This window comes from Streptomyces sp. NPDC057623, from assembly GCF_042800355.1.
Lineage (GTDB): Bacteria > Actinomycetota > Actinomycetes > Streptomycetales > Streptomycetaceae > Streptomyces.
Genome location: NZ_JBHVGZ010000051.1, coordinates 13,019 through 32,493 on the forward strand (window position 1 = coordinate 13,019; position 19,475 = coordinate 32,493).

The following is a 19,475-nucleotide window of genomic DNA, read 5'->3' on the forward strand; positions in this document are numbered from 1 at the left end:
GTCCCACCACCTGGGAACAAGGCCCTGACCTGCTACGACATGCTATGCCTGTGGAGAACCACCCTCCACATACTCGTACAAGAATGAATCATAGAACTCCGCGTCGGGAGACGGCACGATCTCGATCAGATTCCACTGGGCCCGCGTCTCGGCGGCCGAAGCCGCCACCGGGGTCGTCTCGGCCTCGCTGCCCTGCCCATCCGGCTGGCCCCTGCCGGTGAAGCAGAGAACCACGCCGCGCGGGTGCCGTCGGATCGAATCCTCGATTCTTTCCAGAACAGCCAGCGACACGTCCACGGAGAACGGTTCGTAGAAATAGAAGAGCCCCGCATCGTCCGGAATGTCGAATTTCGTGGCATCCGCGTGCACCACGTCAATACGGTCGAAGCCGTCGCGGGTCCCCGCGGCTTTCTCCACATTGCTCCGAGCAATGTCGCAGAGAGCCTTCGACGCCTCCACTCCGACAATGCGGCGAAACGGAAGCTCAGCCGCCAGCAACAGGACCCGACCTTTGCCGCAACCGACGTCGACAAACGTCACCTCCTCATGCCGGACGTCGCATTTGCCGAGTGCGTTACGCACGGTGCGAACCGGCGTTGGTGAGTACCTGGCGTTTCGCCCTACCCACAGTTGATCCGCGTCAGGGAGTTCCCACAGTTCGACCGATTCCGAGGTGTCGACCTCATGAACCGAGTCGAACGGCGTTTGCCGCTCGATCCGGCCGAGCCGCTCGTCGAACTCCTGACGGTACTCCATCGCACGCAACAGCCTTGCCCGAGGATCGTTGTCCGACATCCCGCCACCCTTTCTCGATGAAATATCAAAGAAGTCGTCGTCGCGGCCGACGCTCGAGTCAGCAGACCGAGCAGTTCTTCCCCACAGGCCGGCCGGCATCCGCTCGGTCTCCCGTCGCCTTGCTGATGCCGGCGCCTTGCTCAATCGGTCAACTCCGCTGCCTGCTCCTGTAGCGCGAGCCGGTCGACTTTCCGGTTGGAATTCAACGGGAAACCGACCAGGTGCACGTACCGGCGGGGCAGAACGCTGTCCGGCAGCACGGCGCGCACGCCGTCGGCCAACACCGTCTCCGGCACTTCGTCGCCGGTGTAGAACACGACCAGCTCCGTCCCGTGCGGCGCGGGCCTGGTGACGGTGACCGCGTCGCGCACCCCGTCGCATTCGCGCACCACGTGGTCGACCTCCGCCAGCTCGACGCGCCACCCGTGCACCTTCACCTGCGAGTCCAGGCGGCCGATGTAGACGAGTTCGCCGTCGGGACGCGCCCGCACCCGGTCGCCCGTGCGATACCAGCGCCGGCCGTCAAGGGCGACGAACCGGCCTTCGTCGTCCGCCGGGTCGAGGTACCCGGTTGCCATCTGCGGACCGCTGACCCACAACTCGCCCTCCACCGAGGACTGTTGCCCCTGCTCGGTCACCAGGCGGAAGTCGTGGGCCTCATGCACCCGCCCGATCGGCACCGTGCCGTTGACGCCACGCCTTTCCGACTCCTCGCCCGACCAACGGTGCCAGCAGACGGTGATCGTGAGCTCGGTCGGCCCGTAGAGGTTCTCCACCTTCGCTCCCGGTGCGGCAGCCTGCCAGTCCGCGGCATCCTGACAGCGCAGCGCTTCCCCCGCGAAGAACGACCATCTCAAGCCGCCGAGTGCGCCCTTTTCCAGTCCGCCCATCTCCCGGGCCATCCAGATACCACTGGGCGTGGAGTACCACACGGTAATCCCGTGCTCGGCGAGAAATGCGGGCAGATCCCGGTACGCCGACGGCGGCACGGCCTGCACCGTCGCGCCCGCACCCCACGCGGAGAACACGACGTGTATGCCACAGTCGAAGTTCAGATCGAATGTCTGGGAGATCACGTCATCCGGACCGAAGTCGCACCTCTTGTCGAGCAGGTCGAAGTAGTGGGTGAAACTTCCGTGCGATATCGGAACCCCCTTCGGGATCCCGGTAGAACCCGACGTGAAGAGAATGTACGCCCGATCCGAAGGCGACACCTGGACCGGTGCCGCGATCTCCGGATGTGAAGTCACCGGGATCGTGGGAAACCGGTCGGAAAAGCCGCCGGTGTCGAGGACGCGAACGGCGGTTTCCTGATCGACGACCTCCGGAAGGACCGCCAGACCACGTTCGTCGACGATCAGTGTGTCCACCCCGGCCAGCTTGATCATCCAACGGGTGAGGGCGGCGGGGAAGTTCGGCAGCAGCGGAACAACGGTGGCGCCCGCGTACAGCACCGCCAATAGACCCACGTAGGAGGTCGCGCTTTTGCTCGCCAGCACTCCGACCGCGCGGGGTGCCCCGTCCGCGATGAGCGACCCCGCCCAGCGCAAGGCCGTTTCGTGCGCCTCTCGATAGGTGACGACGTCCGGTCCGATTCGCACGGCGGGACGTTCCGGGGACAGCTCCAGTCCGCGCAGGAATCGCTCGGTCAGTGTGAGAGACATGAACCTTGCGACCCCCCAATAGATTACCGATCGACAAAATCGCCGCACCTGCCGACGGCGGTTCAGCTCGCCTCGCGCACCACGTCCGCCACGATCGCCACCGCGGCACTGACGTCTGCCGAGCTGAGGCCGCGATGTGTGACGGCTCTGATCCGGCCGTGGCCGAACTCGCCCATCACCAGCCCGCGTTGCCTGACGGCGTGCAGGAAGCGGTTGTCGTCCAGCCCGTCGGCCGTGACCCGGAACAGGACGATGTTCGTGGTGACCGAGTTCGGGTCGACGTCGATCCCGTCCAGCTCCGCCAGGCCCGCCGCCAGCTGTGCCGCGCGCTGATGGTCCTCGGCGAGCCGGTCGATCATGGAGGTCAGCGCGACCAGCCCGGCCGCCGCGAAGACACCGGCCTGCCGCATGCCGCCACCGAGCAGCTTCCGGACGCGCCGGGCCTTCTCGATGAAGTCGGCCTCACCCGCCAGGATCGAGCCGATGGGTGCCGACAGGCCCTTGGACAGGCAGAACTGGATCGAGTCGGCGTGGGCGGCGATCTGCTCCGCGGCCACGCCCGTCGCCACCGCGGCGTTGAAGATCCTGGCGCCGTCCATGTGCACCGGGATGCCGCGCCCGGTGGCGAAGCGTTTGAGTTCGGCCAGATACGTCTGACTCAGCACCCGGCCGCCCATCCGGTTGTGGGTGTTCTCCACACAGATGAGCCCCGGCAGGGCGAACTGGGGGTCGTCCGGGTCGGGCGGAAAGGCCGCGGCCAGGTCGTCCAGCGCGAGGGTGCCGTCCGGCTGGGTGGGTACCGGCTCGTACACGATGCCGCCGCACACGCTCGCCCCGCCGGCCTCGTACAGGTAGATGTCGCTCTCGTTGCCGACGAGGACCTTCCCGCCCCGCGGCACGTGCACCAGGAGGGCGGCGAGGTTCGCCATCGTTCCGCTGGGCATCAGACACGCGGCGGGCTTGCCGACGCTTTTCGCGGCGAGCTCCTCCAGCCGGTTGGCGGTCGGGTCCTCGCCGTACACGTCGTCACCGAGTACGGCCCGGGTCATCGCCGACACCATCTGCTCGGTGGGCAGCGTGAACGTGTCGCTTCTCATCTCGATCATGTCAGCCATGTCAGCTCGCCCTCGCTCAGTCGTTGGTCAACCGGACCGTGATGCGGGCCAGCGCCGAGTCGAGCGACCGGTCGAGCTGCGAGACCGAGTCGCCCGTGGCGATGACGTAACCGATCCGGTCGTAGGCGTCGGTGGCCGGACGTACCGGATCACCCGGCCGACGCGCGATCCGTACGTCGGCGACACCGGCCGGCAGCCGGGCCGACTCGACGCCGTCCAGGCTCGCCAGCCGTCCCTCCTCGGAGCTCGTGATGAAGGCGACTCCGGTCGGGGTCAGCGCCCCCCGCGGTAGCTCGACGGCCATCCCGGCCGCCGCGCGCAGCTGCTGGGTCAGCAGGTCGGGCCCGCCGGCCAGCCTGATCAGCTCGGGAATCATGCCGCCCGCGAGCCGGGCGTTGATCTCGATGACCGTCGGCCCCGCCGCGGTCAGGCGCAACTCGGTGTGGCAGGCGCCGTGACGCAGCCCCATCGCCGTGATGGCCGCCCGGACCACCTGCTCGATCTCTCGGGACTCCGCCTCGTCCAGCGGCGCCGGGAAAGCGTGCCGCAGCTCGACGAACGAGGGAGGGGGCGACACCGACTTCCGGGTGATGCCCACCAGGTGGAGCGCGCCGTCGACGAAGATCGTCTCCACGCTGAACTCCGGTCCCTGGACGAACTCCTCGACCAGCACCTCCGGCGGGACGGCCTGCTCGCGCACGTTGTGCGTGATCGTGAGCAGCTTCGCGGCGTGCTCCCGGGCCTGCTCGACGGAGGTGCACAGCAGCACTCCCGTCGACGCCGAGTCCGAGGCCGGCTTGACCACGCACGGCAGGCCCGTGGCCGCGACCGCCTCGGGCACCTCGGCCGCCCGCGTCACGGGCACCGAGACCGGCTGGGGCAGTCCCGCGTCCGCCAGCAGCCGGCGGGTCGCGGACTTGCGGCGGCACGCGCCCACGGCCGCGGGCGGGTTGCCGGGCAGATCGAGTGATGCGGCCAGCGAAGCGGCGGCCTCCAGGTAGAACTCGCTGGTGGTCGTGACGCCGGCCACCTCGTCGGGGGCGAAGTGGGCACGCAGGGCGGCCGCAGGCGCGTCCGCGCTGTTGGTGTCGCAGCGGATGATCTCGCAGTCGGCTTCGCCGACGCCGGGATACCGGCTGGGCCGGCCGGTCAGCAGCACAGGTGCCAGGCCGAGGTCCCTGGCGCGCGCGAGCGCGAGCATGCCGGTGCCCGTGGTGTTCGACTCGACGAACACCAGGCGCCCGCGCGGCGTGGACGGCACCTCGGCCCGCGCCCAGCTGCTGACCTCGGTGCCGTAACGCACCAGCAACGGCTCGGTGCGGACGGGGAGTTCGGCCAGACCGGCCCGCTCCCAGTAGCCGTCGTCGTAGATCGAGTCCACGTACCGGTCGCCCCGGTCCGGGAAGATGCCGACGACGCGCGTACCCGGTGCGACGGTGCCGGCCAGGTGGGTCAGCACCCGGTAGACCGATCCCGAGGAGTTCCCGGCGAAGATGCCTTCGTCGCGGGCGAGTTCACGGGTCGCGACGAAGGCCTCCCGGTCGTTCAGCCAGTGGATCTCGTCGATGTGCGCGTAGTCCAGGTTGCCCGGGATCAGGCTGTTGCCGATTCCGCTCTGCCTGCGTCCCGGCTGGTCCGGCTGGCCGAAGAGGACGCTGCCGACGGCGTCGACGCCGATCACCCGCAGCGGACCGGACTCCCCCGCGGCCTTCAGTGCCCGGCGCAGCGCGCGGGCGGTGCCGCACAGCGAGCCGCCGCTGCCGACCGCGCCGACGAGCACGTCGATCCCGCCCAGGTCCGCCACCAGTTCCTCGGCCAGTGCGGCGTAGGCGAGCGGGTTCTGGGGGTTGGAGTACTGGCGCGGCCAGAACGCCCCCGGGTACTCCTCCCGCAGGCCGGCCAGCCGCTCCAGCCGGGCGCTCTGCCACCCGTTCGAGGTCATTCCGTCGACCACGTGCACCGAGCAGCCGAGTGCCTTGAGCTTCGCGAGGGTGATCGCGTCGATGCGGGGGTCCGTCACGATGTGCACCGGATGGCCGAGTGCCTGGCCCGCCAGCGCGAGCCCCAGCGCCATGGTGCCCGAGGAGCTCTCGATGATCGGCGCGCCGGGGGCCAGCACTCCGTTCTCGCGGGCCTCGCGGACGACCTGGCGGGCGACCCGGTCCTTCATCGCGAACAGGTTCTGCAGTTCGAGCTTGGCCGCCACCGTGACGTCCGCGGGCGCCGCCCGCAGCCGCACGACGGGCGTGTGCCCGACGGCGTCGACAAGGTCATTGAAGATCATTGCTTGTTCCGCTTCCTGTCCGCTCGAAACCCAGGGTCTGGTAGCAGAGCACCCGTTCGCGGTGGACGAGCTGGCCACACCGGTTGATGGCCTCGGCCAGTCGGCTCCGATAGCCCGGGACGTCATGCGGGAGCAGCAGCCCGATCGTCGACCCGCTGTGCGCGGTGACGACACCGACCCCGCCGATCTCGGCGCTGAGGGCGGTCATCGCGTTCAGCGTCCGCTTGCGGCACAGGCGCTGGTTGAGGTGGGCGCTGCGGGTCGCCACCCGGCCGATCGCCGCCGGGTCACCGGCCCGCACCGCCGTCCGGACCTCGTCCAGCAGCCGGGCGTACTCCTCCCGCTCCGCTGCCGTGAAGTTCTTGGGGATCCGGTTGAACGCGACGGTGTCCACGGTGCCGCCCTCGTCGATGCCCACGATGGTCATCGGCGGCAGGACGCCGCACCGGGCCAGCAGCGCCACATTGCGGTGCTCGAACGCGACGACTCCCGGATACATGACGCCGTCCGTCGGCTCGATCTGCCGCAGCAGGTTCTCGATGTCCCGCGGCGGCAGGTCGACGCCGACCGCACTCGCCACCGCCCGCGCCGTCGCCACGAGATCGGCCGAGGAGCTCGCCAGGCCCTTGCCCTCCGGGAGCGAGCCGCTCAGTCTCAGGGACCCGCCGCCGCCGGAGTGACGGGCGAGCACGGCCTCGGCGACCTTGCGGGCCTTCGTCTTCGTGGGCGGAAACACCTCGACGCCGTCGTGTGCGCTCTCGTATGCGAACGTCGCGGTGGCCCATCGGGCGATGGGCAGGGTGACGAGGAAGTCGGGCCCGTCGTCGGGCAACGCGCCCTGCAACAGCTCCCCGAAGGTGCCGAAGGCGGAGCTGACGGCGACGGCACGGGCGGGGGACCCGTGCTCCCTGGCCGGTGGCTGGATGAGCTGTCGGCTCGTCATACGACTCCCCCGGCCGTGGGCCGCACGGCGGCGTCGGTGGCCGCGATCGCGTCCCGCACGGTGGCCCGGCGCGCGTTCCACTGCGCTGTCAGCGCGTCGAGTCGCTCCCGCTGCTCGGCCAGCAGCGCCACCACGGAGTCGGGGCTGGCCGAGCCCGCGGACACCTTCGCACGCAGCTGGGCGTCCACGTCCACGGAGTTCGTCAGGAAGGAGGCGGGGTCGTCCAGCGGATGGCCCGCCTCGCGGGCCGCCGAGCCGAGTGCGGCCGGGCTGCTGTGCCCGGCGCGGCCGTCGCCTTCGGCCAGTACGGCGGTGACGTACCGGCCGGCGATGACCTGAGCGGTGCGCCACGGTACGCCGGCCCGCAGGGTCAGTTCGTTGGCCAGGCTGAAGCCGCCGAAGTGGTCCTCTTCGCAGACCGCGCGCATCCGGTCGGTGCGCCACTGGAGCCTGTCGACGACCAGGGTGAATCCGGTCAGCACCGCGCGGATCGCACCGAACATGTTGCTCGCGTGCAGGCCCGCCTCCTTGGAGACCTCCACCATGTTGCTGTAGGGCGTGTTCCGCTGGCCGGTGGCGAAGTCGACGTAGAAGGCGGTCAGGTGGCCGGTGCGGCCGCGCAGGCGTTCCAGCAGCGGGTAGTTCTTCTTCTGGGGCATGGCCGCGGAGATGCCGGCCAGTTCGTCCGGCAGCTCGACCAACCCGTAGGCGCTCGACGACCAGGCCATGAGGTCGGTCAGGAAGCGGCTGAATCCCACGCCCGCGGAGGCGATGTCGGCTGCGACGTCGAGCAGCCACTCCCGCGAGGCGACCGCGGCCAGTGCGTGCGGAACCGGGCCGGCACAGCCGATCGCCTGCGCCAACCAGTCCCGGTCCCATGCCAGTTCCTGGCCGGCCATGGGTCCGGCACCGAGCTGCGAGAAGTTGATCCGGTCGTAGGTGCCGAGCAGCCTGGACGAGGCGCGCAGCGCGTGCTCCACCACGGCGCTGAGATAGAACCCCGGAGTGATGATCTGCGCCGACTGCAGGTGCGTGTACCCGGGCATCGGGGAGGTGACGTCATGGGCCGCCCGCTCGTGCGCGACCTCGGCCAGCTCGCCGAGCATGGCCGCGATCCCGCTCACCTGTTCACGGCCGTAGAGGAGTTGGGCGCAGGCCTGTAGGTCGTTGCGGCTCCGGTCGACGTGCCAGGCCGGCACGGGCTCGGGGAGGGCCTTGGCGACGCGGGTCTCCATCGCCAGCGCGATGTCGGAGAGCGCGGCGCCGGCGTCGGCGGTGAGCTCCTGCGAGGTCAGCCCGTCGAGCGCTTCGGCGAGGTGCCCCACCTGACGGGCCGACAGGACGCCGAGCCGGTGGTACTCGCGCAGGAGCGCCTTCTCGATCAGCACGTACCAGGGCAGCAGGTGGGCGACTTCGTGCCGGAACTGCGGCTCGAGAAACTCCTGCCTGATGAAATCGTCCGGCGCTGCCGCAAGCCGACCGGTCAGCTTCAACGGGTGCCGCCCTTCTCTGCCTTGATGGTCGCGGTGACGAGGTCCGCCGCCGCGGTGGGGTGACTGCGGACCAGATAGCGGTCCGCGTCCTCGAACCGGGTGATCCGCGCCGTGGGAAGCAGGGCCGCGCAGCGTGCCGCGACATCGCTCTCGCCCGGTGCGCGCGGGATCGTGACGATGGTGGCGGGCAGGTCGAGGGTTCCGGCGAAAGCGCCGAGACTGCGTTCCGCCTCGCCGAGATCATGCAGGAAGGCGCGTTCGATCAGCTTGCCGCGGGTCGAGCGCCCCTGGTCTACGTCGGTGAGCGCGCCGGCGTCGCGCAGCCAGGCGCCGATGTCGGCGGAGTCGGCGTCGGCCGGTTCGCGGTCGGCGGGTTCCCGCTGTTCGGCCGCGGCCAGGAACAGGTGCCGGGGAGGCGTTCCGGCGGCTTGCAGCGATCGGCCGGTCTCCAGCGCGAGTGCCACGCCGGCGCCATGCCCCCAGAGCGCCACGGGGATCTCGACGCGGTCGAGGATCTCCTGGCTCAACCGGTCGGCGATCCGGTCGATTCCGACCAGCTCGTCGTCCGGCCGGGCGATGTCGTGGCCGGGCAGCTCCACCGCGTACACCGCCACGTCCGACGCGGACAGCGCCCGTGCCATGGCCTCGAAGTTGAGCGCGTTGCCCGCCTCGTACGGCACGCACACCAGCGCCACGGTCGCGTGGTCCGGCACCGAGAGTGCCTGCAGCAGCGGGGAATCTCCCGCGTCTGCTCCGTCGGCCGCCGCCGCCAGGTCGGCCAGCACCGGGTGCGCCATGAGATCGACGAGCGAGATGAGTCCGCCGAGCTGCACGACCAGCCGGACTCCCGCGAGCGAGCCGCCGCCGTGTGCGAAGAAGTCGTCGTTGCGGCCGACCTCGTCGAGCGGCAGGCCCAGCACCTCCGCCCACGCGGTGGCGATCCGCCGTTCGGTGGCGGTCCGTGGCGGCGTCGGGCTGTTGCCGCTCGCGCTGTTGGTCTCGAGATCCGCCAGTCCCCGCTTGTCGACCTTGGCGTTGTCGGTGAGGGGGAGTTCGGGCAGCCAGCGCAGCGTCCGCGGGACCAGCTGGAGTGGCAGCAGCTCGGCCAGCAGGTCACGGACGGCCGGGATCGGCCCCGTGGCGGTGTAGAAGCCCGCCAGGCGCTTGCTCGCGCCGTCCGGCATCACGATCACACACGCGGACCGGACCCCCGGCACCCGCAGGAGCTGGGCCTCGACTTCGCCGACCTCGACCCGGACCCCGCTGATCTTCACCTGCTCGTCCCGCCGGCCGACGAACCGCAGCCGTCCGTCGGGCAGCCAGTGCCCGTAGTCCCCGGTGCGGTAGCGACGCAGGCCGGGCCGGACCGGGTCCTCGCCGAACGCCTCCGCCGTGCGCTCGGGATCGTTGATGTAGCCCCGGCCGACGCAGACACCGGAGAACGTGATCTCCCCGATCGTGTCGTCCGGCACCGGCAGTCCGTCCGCGCCGATGACGTCCACGAGGACGTTGGCGATCGGTACACCCACGGTGACCTGGTCGCCGTCCGCCATGGTGCGGATGACCTCGTGCGTGGTGTCGTCCGACGCCTCGGTGGCGCCGTAGGCGTTGACCACGGGCACCCCGGGGCATTGCTTGAACCAGCGGGTGAGTACCTGCCGGCTCACTGCCTCGCCGGTGACGCCGAGCATCCGCAGTGAGCCGGGCGCGCGGTCCCCCCGCTCCAGCCTGGTGACGATCACGTCCAGGTAGCTCGGGACGAGTTGGAGGACGCCGACGTTCTCCGCGGCCAGCAGCCGCAGGAGCGCGGGGACGTCGAGCATCACTTCCGGATCGATGATCACGGTGCTGCCACCGACGATGAGCGGCGCGATCGCCTGCCACAGCGAGATGTCGAAGCACTGGGACGCGGTCTGTGCGACGACCGTGCCCGGTTCGAGGCCGAACGTGTCCACCTTCGCCAGCAAGTGGTTGATCATGCCTGCATGCTCGCAGGCGGCTCCCTTCGGCGCGCCCGTGGAGCCGGAGGTGAAGTAGATGTAGGCGAGCGCCTGCTCCGGGACGCGGCTCGGCCGTGCTGCGGCGGCCGCCACCGGCACCAGGGGGAGCGCGTGGACGGCCGCGGCCTCGATGGGGTGCGCCGACACCTCGTCCTCGACCAGTGCCAGTTGGCTCCCACTGCGGCGCAGCAGGTCGGCGATGCGCTCGTCGGGGTACGCCGGGTCGATGGGCAGGTAGACGCCACCCGCCTTGAAGATGCCGAGGATCGCGGCCAGCCAGTCGAGCGAGCGATGGCTGATGACCGCCACGACGCCCTCGGGCCGGAGTCCGGCCGTAAGGAGCGCCCCGGCCACGCGGTCCGCGGCTGCGTCGAGTTCCGCGTAGGTCCAGCGAGTGCCGCGGTGCACGGCGGCGGTGGCCGACGGCGCGTTGCGTGCGCACTCCTCGAAGAGCTCGTGCGCACGGCGATCAGGGAGTGGCCGCAGCGGCCCGACTCCGCGCGACTGCTGATCGCGGGCTGCCTCGATCTGCTCCGTCACAGTGCCAGCCTTTCCGGCCGAACGTAGTGGCGGCCTGGATTCCAGAACGTAACTGACCCGAACAATGAAACGTGTTGTGGAGTGTTATGGAAGTCCGGTGAGAGGGGCCGCCGGACTTCGGAGGTGCCCGCTGTCGGGGCGACCTTTCCATAAGCCTCGTAGTCGATCGGAATCGATGCCCGGCGGCAATTGGCCTCTCATGTGAAACAGGCTAGTGAGCTGCGGGGTTCACCCGTACTGACATCGGTCAGGGCTCGGCCGCGGGCGGTGTGCCGGCGCCCCGATCGAGACCGGCGCGGGCGCCGAGGGCCACTGTCGCACAGCGGCTCCAGCGGGCGGCCGCCAGTGCCGCCGGTCTCCGCGTTCCGGTCGAAGTACTGCCGGGTTTCAAGGGCGCCGAGTTCGGCGCGGAGTCGCCATGTCTTGTACGGCACGGCGGTCCACCTTTCCTGATCCCGTCAACGGCAGCTCAGGAACGAACTGATAGCGATCCGGCACCATGAAAGGCGGTACGGATTCGAGCATGTGCTGTCGCAGCTCCGCCTCGGGCTTTTCCGGGGCCTGGTCCGCGAGCACCATGCATGCGACGAGGAACTGGGCGCCGGCCGCGGTGGTGACGACCGTGGCGGCAGCGTCCTTGACCAGTTCGTGGGCGCGCAGGAATGCCTCCACCTCACCTAGTTCGACTCGGACGCCACGTACTTTGACCTGCTGGTCGTTGCGGCCGAGGTATTCGAAGGAGCCGTCCGGCAGCCGCCTGGACAGGTCCCCGGTGCGGTAGTAGCGCACTGGTCCGGTCGGGGTGTCGAGGACGACGAAGCGTTCGGCTGTCAGTTCGGGCCGCCCCAGATACCCCACCGCTACCGCCGGACCGGCGATCACTAGTTCTCCGACCTCGCCGTCCGGGAGGAGTTCCATCCCCTCGCCGCGCACCTCGACGAGCAGGTGCGGCAGCGCAGTGCCGATCGGCGTGCGCACGGGGCCGTCGAGGTCGGCTTGGGTCAGCACCTGGCATGTGGCGTAGCACGTGGCTTCGGTGGGGCCGTAGACGTTGACGACCCTCGGCCGGGTGCCCTGGTAAGCCTTCAGGAAGGCGGAGATCACGTTGAGTTCCACGGCCTCTCCGCCGACCACGACATAGCGCAGGGCGAGTTGCGGCCGGTCGGCCTCGTGGTAGGCGTAGGCGAGTGCTCGAAGGGACGTGGGGACCTGGCTGATCACGGTCACGGCTTCCCGGTGGAGCAGGGCGAGAAGGTCGGACGCGGACTGCGCCATCCGCAGTGGAACGACGACCGATGTGGCCCCGGCGGCCATCGAGAGCCAGAACTCGGAGACGGACAGGTCGAAGATGTACGGGTGGAAGAGCGTGACGCGGTCCTCGGTGCCTACGTCGAATATCGACACCGCGCTGCGCAGCAGTTCAAGCACGCTGTGGTGCGTGATCATGCAGCCTTTGGGGGTGCCGGTCGAACCGGAGGTGTAGAGGATGTGCGCCAGTTCGCTGCCATCGAGGTCGATGTGCGGCAGCGGCGGAACGTCCTCTCCGTCGCCGTCCGGTGAGACCACGCGGATATCGGTGAGCCCGGCGGAGGTGATCTGCTCCCGGTCGCCGATGACCAGCTTCATCCCGGCGTCGCGAACCAAATAGCGCAGCCGCTCGGCCGGGTAGGCGGGATCGAGCGGCACATAGGCGGCTCCCGCCTTCAGGGCGGCGAGGATGGAGATCGGAATTGCGGCTGAACGGTGCAGGAGCAGCCCGACTCGGTCGCCCGGCCGAACTCCGTCCCTCGCTAGTCGGGCGGCCAGCCGGTCCGAGACGAGGTCGAGTTCGTGGTAGCTCAGCGTCTGCCCGTTGTCGCGCAGCGCCGGACCGGAGCCACGAATCGCCGCGACCTTGCGGAACAGATCAGGCAGGGAGACGGCCTCATCGAGATAGGACCGCTGCTGAGCAGTGGTTACCGCATCGCGCATAGGTTTGCCTCTCAGAGTTTCAGGATGGCCCGACGCTCCCGGCGCCGCTTGTGGGCCGCCGTCGGACAGGCGGAGGAGCCTCGCGGCCTGACCGGGGCACTGGGCAGCGCCCTCCTCGGCTGGCGTGCAATCTTCGGGCGCGATGACTACGACGCTCTTATCAAGCGCCAGATTACGTAGCGCGAAGCTGCGCTCGTCCTGACAGTGGTGAGGAGACCGGGGCCTCGCGTTGGTGTTGGATCGGGTAGCACTGCCCGCTGACGTACTGACAGGTACCAGTACCGGATTACCACCTGTGCGCCTGCATACTCGACGCCAGTCGTATCAAAAAGGAGACCCGGTGTGTTCCCGCTGAGCGCCTCACAACAAATCGTTTGGCTACAGCAGAAGGTGGTTCCTGATAGTCGCGCCTATCACGCCACCGCGGTGATTGACTTTCACGGTGAAATCAACCCCACGGTGCTCGGCCAGTGCATTGCCGACGCGGTCGGACGACATGACGCGATGCGGGTTCAGATATGCGATGAGGACTCCGCGGTCGCCCGCCAGGAAGTCGCGGAGAACCTCCGCGTGGAAGTTCCTGAGCACGACCTGCGAGGCGCTGATGATCTCGCAGGGAAAAGGGCGGATCTCCTCCGGGAACATGTGCACGCCGAATTCGACCTGCGGACCGCTCCACTGGCTCGCTGGACGCTGGTTCGCCTGGCGGAGAGCCATTGGCAGCTCTTCGTCACCGAACACCATCTGGTGCATGACGGCAGGTCCACCGTAGAGTTTCTCAGCGACGTACTCGGGCAGTATTCGGCGGAGGTGTCCGGCAGGCAATACTCCCCGGACGCCGCCCCTTCGTATGAGGACTACGTGGCGTATACCGCTTCCAGCGAGTACCGCGCGACTATTGCCGCCGACGTCGAATGGTGGAAGGAACAGCTCGACGGAGCCGACTTCAGCGTTGACTTTCCCGGGCTGGGTTCTCGACGGTCAGCGTTGTTCGACCACCGCGGAGGGCAGTACCGACAGGCGCTCTCGGTCGAGCTCATGGATTCGGTGCGCGCACTCGCCCGGGAGAGCGGCCAGACCGTCTTCTCCGCGCTGCTGGCCGTCCACGCCGAGCTCTGTCGACGGCACTCCGGCCAGAACGACCTGGTCATCGGCTTGCCGGTCGCCAACCGTCCGGCGGGATTCGAGCGCACGGTCGGCATGATGGTCAGCGCTGTTCCGCTCCGGTTGGTGATCGATCCCCGCAGCCCGGGCCATGAGGTCGCCGCGGGCGCCATGACGGCGATCTTCGACGCGATCGATCACGAGTCGGCGCCGACCCAGGACCTGGTGAAGGCTCTCAAGCTCAGCAGCAGGGGGCTGGTCAACCCCCTGTTCAACATGATGTTCGGCATGCATGACGGGCCGTGCCCGACGGTGGACGTACCCGGCCTGTCGGTCGACATGCAGGTTGCCCTGAGCGCCAACAGCACCAAGTTCGACCTCAGCGTCGTCGTCATGCCCGACAAGGTCCTTCACGGGGACAGCGGTGACCGCGCCTACGAACTGGTCTGGGAATACTCCACCCAGTTGTTCGGCCCAGAGGACGTGGAACTGCTCGCCACGCAGTTCGAGGACCTTCTCCGGGCTTTTGTCGCGCACCCGTCCGCGCCGATCGGCACCCTGGCGCCGGCCGTGGTCGCGCCGGCGGTGCCTGCCACCCGTGACGAGCACGAGGTTGTCCCGACGGCCGACGAGGCCCCCTCGGCCGCCGACGCGGCCGACCGCGGAGAGTATGCGGAGTCGCTGTGGCTCCAGGCGTTTCGCGACATCCTGGAGCGCGACGACATCGACGACGACACCGACTTCTTCCGGGCCGGGGGCTACTCGCTGCTCGTACCGGTGCTGTTGGCGCACTACGAGTCGCTCTCGGGCTGGCGGCCCCCGACGAGCCTGCTCTTCGAGTTCTCGTCGCCGCTCCAGCTCGAGGCGGCGTCGGCGGCGCGCCGTGAGCTGACCCCCGACCTCCAGCGTTGACGACGAGCCGACTGTCCGTGGCGATCACGCCGGGCGCCACGACGTGAGCAGCACCGCGCTGCCCGCGCCCGTGGCGCCCGAGCTGTCGAGGGATGCACCGAGCGGCCCGGAGGAGTTCCACGATGACCAGGTACAAATACACGGTCGAAGAAGCGGAGAGATTCAACAAGCATGGCATCGACCTGACTGTTTACGGTCAGGATGATCCGTCGGCGACAGTCGTTCGCGTGAATGTCGAGCGCGGGCACTTTCAGGAATTCTGCAACGTGAGAAGTTCCTATGTCTATTACGTCGTCAGCGGTCAGGGAGTGTTCTACCTGAACGGCGAGGCGGTCACCGTCGGCGCCACTGATCTGATCACGGCCCCGCCGAACACCCGAATACACTACTTCGGGTCGATGGAGATGGTTCTGACCGTGGCACCTGCATTCCATGAAGAAGATGAACGGCATGTCAGGTTCATCAGTGAAAGCGAGAGCCCTTACTAATGCCCTATTCCTCATGGGGCGGGCATCATCACCAGCTGGATGGAGGATGGCATGTCGACCACGGATGACACCGCACCGCTCACTGAACAGTGCTCGCGCACTCTGGCCTCGCTGCCGAACGAACTGGCACTGCCGACGGACCGTCCGAGGCCGGCTCACGCCTCGTCGGGCACGGAGCTGCACCGGTTCGAAGTCGCTCCCGAGACCCACCTGGCCGTCCTCACGGCCGCCGAGAAGGCCCGGGCGTCGATGTCGACGGTGGTCAGCGCCGCCGTGGCCGCCCTGCTGACCCGGCTGGGGGCCGGTGCCGACATCCCGATCGCAGCTCCGGCAGCAGCGCGGCCGGGCGATCCGCAGGGCGAGGCGGCGGACTTCTTCGCGCATCACCACGTACTCCGGATCGACACTTCGGGCGATCCGAGCCTGCGCGAGTTGGTGGAGCGGACGCGCGAGGCCGATCGTTCGGCTCGCGCGCTGCACGACCTGTCCGTGGAGCGGTTGGCCGAGGTCGTCGACCTGGCGCAGTACGCCGGGCGGAGCTCGTTGGTCCAGGTGAGCGTTCTCGTGAACGACGAGGCCACACCCGGGACCGGCTCGACGGGCACCTCCAGGTTTGACATTTCCATCACCCTGACGGAGCGTCAGCAGAGCGGTCGTGAACCAGCGGGGGTCGTCGGTGAGATCGCGTACGACGCCGATCTGTTCGACCGTGCGACGGTCGCGTCGCTGGCGGATCGTCTGGTCCGGCTGCTGACGGCGTTCGCCACCGAACCGGACACCGCGCTGTCCCGTGTGGAGTTGCTGTCCGGCCAGGAACTCAGGGACCTGCTGGAAACCTCCAGCGGCGCGGAGTACGCGCTCGGCGAGCACTCGCTGGTCGAGCTCTTCGAGGCACGGGTCCGGGCGACGCCGGACGCGGTGGCGGTGGTGTGCGGCGAGGTCTCGCTGACTTTCGCCGAACTGAACTCCCGGGCCAACGAGCTGGCCGGCCGGCTGGTCGGGGCCGGTATCCGGCTCGAAGAGCCGGTGGCCCTCGTGATGCACCGCTCCGCGCAGCTCATCGTCGCGGTCCTGGCAACGCTCAAGGCAGGCGGCTGCTACCTTCCGCTGCACCTGGCACATCCTGCGGAACGCATGCTCGGCATCATGGCGGCCGCAGACGTCCGGCTACTGCTGACCGACGCCGCGCATGCCGACCACGAAGCCGTGCGAGGGGCCACGGAGGCGTTCCTCGTGACGGTGGACAGCGCGGACGGCGTGGCCACGGGCAACCTCGACCGCAAGCCGCTGCCCGAGCAGGCCGCCTACATCCTGTACACGTCGGGCTCGACCGGAGTCCCCAAGGGAATTCAGGTGTCCCACCGGAGCGCGGTGTGCCTGGCTCTCGACACCTCCATGAAGGACTCGGCGCTGGAACGGATGCTGGTGCAGTCGCCCCTGGCGTTCGACCCGTCGACGGGTGAGATCTGGTCTCCGCTGCTCAGGAAGGGGCAGCTGGTGATCGCCCCGCCGTGCGACCTGGATGCGCAGGGCATGAAGGAGCTCATCGCGCGCCACGGCGTGACCGGTGCCATCTTCTCCGGCGGTCTGTTCCGGATGCTCGTCGATGATTCGGCAGACGTGTTCGCCGGGATGAACGATGTGTACACGGGCGGGGAGGTGCTCTCGCCGGTCGCCCTGCGCAAGGCGCTCGACGCGGCTCCCGGTCTTGTCGTGCGTCCCCAGTACGGGCCTACCGAGGCCACGTTGGCCGTCACCTACCACTGCCTGGAGCGGGCAGAGCAGGTGCCGGGAGATGTCCCCATCGGCAGGCCGATGGACAACAGGCGGGTCTACGTGCTGGACGAGCACCTGAATCCGGTACCGCCGGGCGTGGTCGGTGAGTTGTACCTCGGCGGCGCGGGCCTGGCCCGCGGCTACTTCGGCAACCCGGCCCTGACCGCGGAGCGGTTCGTCCCGGATCCGTTCCACGGTGTGGGTGCGCGGATGTACCGGTCGGGCGACCTGGGCCGCTGGACGCGGGACGGCCTGCTGATGTTCGTGGGCCGGACCGACGACCAGGTCAAGGTGCGGGGGTACCGCATCGAGCTGGGCGAGATCGAGACCGTCCTGGCCCGGCAGGAAGGCGTCCGGAAGGTCGCGGTGATCGTCAGGCAGGACCAGCCGGGCGACGAGCGCCTGGTGGCGTACGTGGTGCCGGACGCGGGGCGGGCACTGGACCCGGCAGCGCTGGCCGAACAGATGGGGAGGACGCTGCCCGAGTACATGGTGCCCTCCGCTTTCGTCACGCTGGCCGGCATTCCGCTGACGGCCAACGGGAAGCTGGACCGTTCGGCCTTGCCGGCGCCGGACTACGGCGGCGGTGCCGGCCGCGGCCCCCGCACGGCCGGTGAGGAACGGCTGTGCGACATGTTCGCCGAGATTCTGGGCCTCGATCGAGTCAGCGTTGACGAAGGGTTCTTCACGCTGGGCGGGGACTCGCTGCTGGCGGCCCGGCTGAGGAGCAGGATCCGTACGGACCTCGGGGTGCACCTCAAGGCGCAGGTACTGGTCCGGAATCCGACCGTCGCTGAGCTCGCGGCGATGCTCTGACCTCGTGCCGCGCCCGTGACGGCCTCCTCCCCTCACGGTTCGGCGCGGAGGGCGACCGCGTTCAAGTGCGGTCGCCCTCCTGGCGTTTGACGTGCAGAAGGCGCCGCCCGGTCGGGGCGGCGCCTTGGGCGGTACGGTCCTGGTGGGACCGTGACCGCACATGAGGGAAGCAGCAGAACCTTGGCGGCGGGCGCGCCCTACTGCACGGGGTCGCCGAGGTAGCCGGGGAAGCGGCCTTCGGGGTCACGGGCGGTGCGGATCTGCTGGAACCTCGCCCAGGCCGCGTCGGACATGATCCGGTCGGGCCGGACGGTGAAGTCGCTGTCGCCCAGGTAGCAACCGGCCGAGTACGGTGCCGCGCCATCCATGGTCCCCTCCAGCCAGGAGCGGCACCGGGCGTCCTCCTCCGGGGTCTCGCCGATCACGTACGCGGCGAAGTACAGGTCGGTCTGCACCGACAGGGCCATGTCCGGCGGGCGGCGGAACACCAGGGGCGTGAAGTCGCCCAGGACCGTGAACGTCCTGGACGTGGGCAGGTCGGTGAAGGCGGGCACCAGCGCCGGGACCAGTTCGGAGGCGGAACCGGCGAGGAAGGCGTTGTCCGCGAAGTAGCGGTGGTAGTCGGGGTTGGACCGCAGCTGCGCGGCCTGGAGGTCGGCGAACGCCACCGGCTGCGCGACCTTGGCCGCCAGGGCCTTGCCGGCCACCGGGCAGGTGTCGAGCGCGGCCAGCGAGGCCGGGCCGCCGTCGAACGAGACCGCGTCGATGATCAGCACCGGTGAGTCGGACCCGGGCGGGGTGCAGCCGACGGCGGCGAGTTCGACGGACGGCGGCGGTTCGTGACGCGCCGAGTGGTACCAGGTCAGGACCTCCGGGGCGAACTCGGCGGGGTAGACGTAGGTGGACTGGGTCAGCTCCCGGAAGCGGGGGCGGGTGCGCAGCCGGAACTCGGTGACCACACCGAAGAAGCCGGGGCCCGACCCACGCGCCGCCCAGAACAGGTCGGCGTTCTCCGTCTCGGAGCACCGGACCAGCTCACCGGCGGCGGTCACCACGTCCATGGACTCGATGGACTCCGCGGCCCAGCCCCATCCGCGGCAGTTCCAGCCGATGCCGCCCTGCAGCAGGAAGCCGCCCATGCCCACGGTGGGTGCGTGCCCCACGGCGAAGAACCGGCCGTGCCCGGCGAGATACGGGTCCAGGTCCAGGCCGCCACGCACCGCCGGACCGACCGCCACGGTCGCGTCGGCGGGGTCGTAGGACATGCCGGTGAACAGGGCCAGGTCGATGAGCAGGGTGTCCTCGCGCAGCGACCAGGCAGCCCAACTGTGCCCGCCGGAGCGGACGGCGACCTGCCGGCCCTCCGCCGCCGCCAGCTTCACTCCTGCCGCCACGTCGGCGGCGTTCGCGGCACGCAGCACCGCCGCCGGCCGGCGAGACGGTCGCCGGTGGTTGAAGACGCGCGAGGTCGAGGCGTCGGCGAACCCGGTGTCGCCGCTTCGCCAGAAGGCCCCGGTGAAAGCAGTCATCAGTACGCGATCCCCAAGTCGGTCTGCACGCCGTGCAGATCAGTA

The 19,475-nt window shown here is 69.4% G+C and carries 12 protein-coding genes; 3 read left to right on the forward strand and 9 right to left on the reverse strand.

Annotated elements, in window-relative coordinates; translation table 11 throughout:
- Window positions 1–42: 42 nt before the first annotated feature.
- The 8 genes from ACFU95_RS35810 to ACFU95_RS35845 form a co-directional block, all read right to left on the reverse strand.
- Window positions 43–939: a class I SAM-dependent methyltransferase gene (locus ACFU95_RS35810; RefSeq protein WP_383836803.1), complete on the reverse strand. Its 897-nt coding sequence runs from the start codon at window positions 937–939 to the stop codon at window positions 43–45.
- Complete coding sequence (locus tag ACFU95_RS35815; protein ID WP_383836919.1) at window positions 936–2,459, reverse strand: AMP-binding protein; 1,524 nt, start codon at window positions 2,457–2,459, stop codon at window positions 936–938. The genes ACFU95_RS35810 and ACFU95_RS35815 overlap by 4 nt, the downstream gene beginning before the upstream one ends.
- Window positions 2,460–2,521: 62 nt before the next feature.
- Window positions 2,522–3,565, reverse strand: a complete 1,044-nt coding sequence (gene ltaE / locus ACFU95_RS35820; protein ID WP_383836806.1) for a low-specificity L-threonine aldolase — start codon at window positions 3,563–3,565, stop codon at window positions 2,522–2,524.
- Between the two features lie 25 nt (window positions 3,566–3,590).
- Window positions 3,591–5,858, reverse strand: a complete 2,268-nt coding sequence (locus tag ACFU95_RS35825; RefSeq protein ID WP_383836809.1) for a pyridoxal-phosphate dependent enzyme — start codon at window positions 5,856–5,858, stop codon at window positions 3,591–3,593.
- Window positions 5,845–6,801: a kinase gene (locus tag ACFU95_RS35830; protein ID WP_383836812.1), complete on the reverse strand. Its 957-nt coding sequence runs from the start codon at window positions 6,799–6,801 to the stop codon at window positions 5,845–5,847. The genes ACFU95_RS35825 and ACFU95_RS35830 overlap by 14 nt, the downstream gene beginning before the upstream one ends.
- Window positions 6,798–8,294, reverse strand: a complete 1,497-nt coding sequence (locus ACFU95_RS35835; protein WP_383836815.1) for an argininosuccinate lyase — start codon at window positions 8,292–8,294, stop codon at window positions 6,798–6,800. The genes ACFU95_RS35830 and ACFU95_RS35835 overlap by 4 nt, the downstream gene beginning before the upstream one ends.
- The gene (locus tag ACFU95_RS35840) at window positions 8,291–10,834 is read right to left on the reverse strand and encodes an amino acid adenylation domain-containing protein (protein ID WP_383836817.1); all 2,544 of its coding nucleotides are present in this window, start codon (window positions 10,832–10,834) and stop codon (window positions 8,291–8,293) included. Before ACFU95_RS35840 ends, ACFU95_RS35835 begins: the two co-directional genes overlap by 4 nt.
- Before the next feature lie 387 nt (window positions 10,835–11,221).
- The gene (locus ACFU95_RS35845; RefSeq protein ID WP_383836820.1) at window positions 11,222–12,805 is read right to left on the reverse strand and encodes an amino acid adenylation domain-containing protein; all 1,584 of its coding nucleotides are present in this window, start codon (window positions 12,803–12,805) and stop codon (window positions 11,222–11,224) included.
- Between the two features lie 342 nt (window positions 12,806–13,147).
- Here ACFU95_RS35845 and ACFU95_RS35850 point away from each other — a divergent pair, with 342 nt between their 5' ends.
- The 3 genes from ACFU95_RS35850 (at window position 13,148) to ACFU95_RS35860 (ending at window position 17,901) form a co-directional block, all read left to right on the forward strand.
- Complete coding sequence (locus tag ACFU95_RS35850; protein WP_383836823.1) at window positions 13,148–14,821, forward strand: condensation domain-containing protein; 1,674 nt, start codon at window positions 13,148–13,150, stop codon at window positions 14,819–14,821.
- A 122-nt stretch (window positions 14,822–14,943) separates the two neighbouring features.
- The gene (locus ACFU95_RS35855; RefSeq protein WP_383836826.1) at window positions 14,944–15,309 is read left to right on the forward strand and encodes a cupin domain-containing protein; all 366 of its coding nucleotides are present in this window, start codon (window positions 14,944–14,946) and stop codon (window positions 15,307–15,309) included.
- A 51-nt stretch (window positions 15,310–15,360) separates the two neighbouring features.
- Window positions 15,361–17,901, forward strand: coding sequence for an amino acid adenylation domain-containing protein (locus ACFU95_RS35860; protein WP_383836829.1), 2,541 nt, complete (start codon window positions 15,361–15,363; stop codon window positions 17,899–17,901).
- Between the two features lie 197 nt (window positions 17,902–18,098).
- Here ACFU95_RS35860 and ACFU95_RS35865 read toward each other — a convergent pair whose 3' ends face one another.
- Window positions 18,099–19,430 (reverse strand): FAD-binding oxidoreductase, encoded by a 1,332-nt coding sequence (locus ACFU95_RS35865; RefSeq protein ID WP_383836832.1) that lies wholly within the window; start codon window positions 19,428–19,430, stop codon window positions 18,099–18,101.
- Window positions 19,431–19,475 lie beyond the last annotated feature (45 nt).

What these genes read in the sequence shown, in the direction of transcription:
- ACFU95_RS35825 (WP_383836809.1), bottom strand. Translation starts at nt 5,858, where the DNA reads ATGATCTTCAATGACCTTGTCGACGCCGTCGGGCACACGCCCGTCGTG.
- ACFU95_RS35830 (WP_383836812.1), bottom strand. Translation starts at nt 6,801, where the DNA reads ATGACGAGCCGACAGCTCATCCAGCCACCGGCCAGGGAGCACGGGTCC.
- ACFU95_RS35865 (WP_383836832.1), bottom strand. Translation starts at nt 19,430, where the DNA reads ATGACTGCTTTCACCGGGGCCTTCTGGCGAAGCGGCGACACCGGGTTC.
- ACFU95_RS35855 (WP_383836826.1), top strand. Translation starts at nt 14,944, where the DNA reads ATGACCAGGTACAAATACACGGTCGAAGAAGCGGAGAGATTCAACAAG.
- ACFU95_RS35845 (WP_383836820.1), bottom strand. Translation starts at nt 12,805, where the DNA reads ATGCGCGATGCGGTAACCACTGCTCAGCAGCGGTCCTATCTCGATGAG.
- ltaE (WP_383836806.1), bottom strand. Translation starts at nt 3,565, where the DNA reads ATGATCGAGATGAGAAGCGACACGTTCACGCTGCCCACCGAGCAGATG.
- ACFU95_RS35860 (WP_383836829.1), top strand. Translation starts at nt 15,361, where the DNA reads ATGTCGACCACGGATGACACCGCACCGCTCACTGAACAGTGCTCGCGC.
- ACFU95_RS35815 (WP_383836919.1), bottom strand. Translation starts at nt 2,459, where the DNA reads ATGTCTCTCACACTGACCGAGCGATTCCTGCGCGGACTGGAGCTGTCC.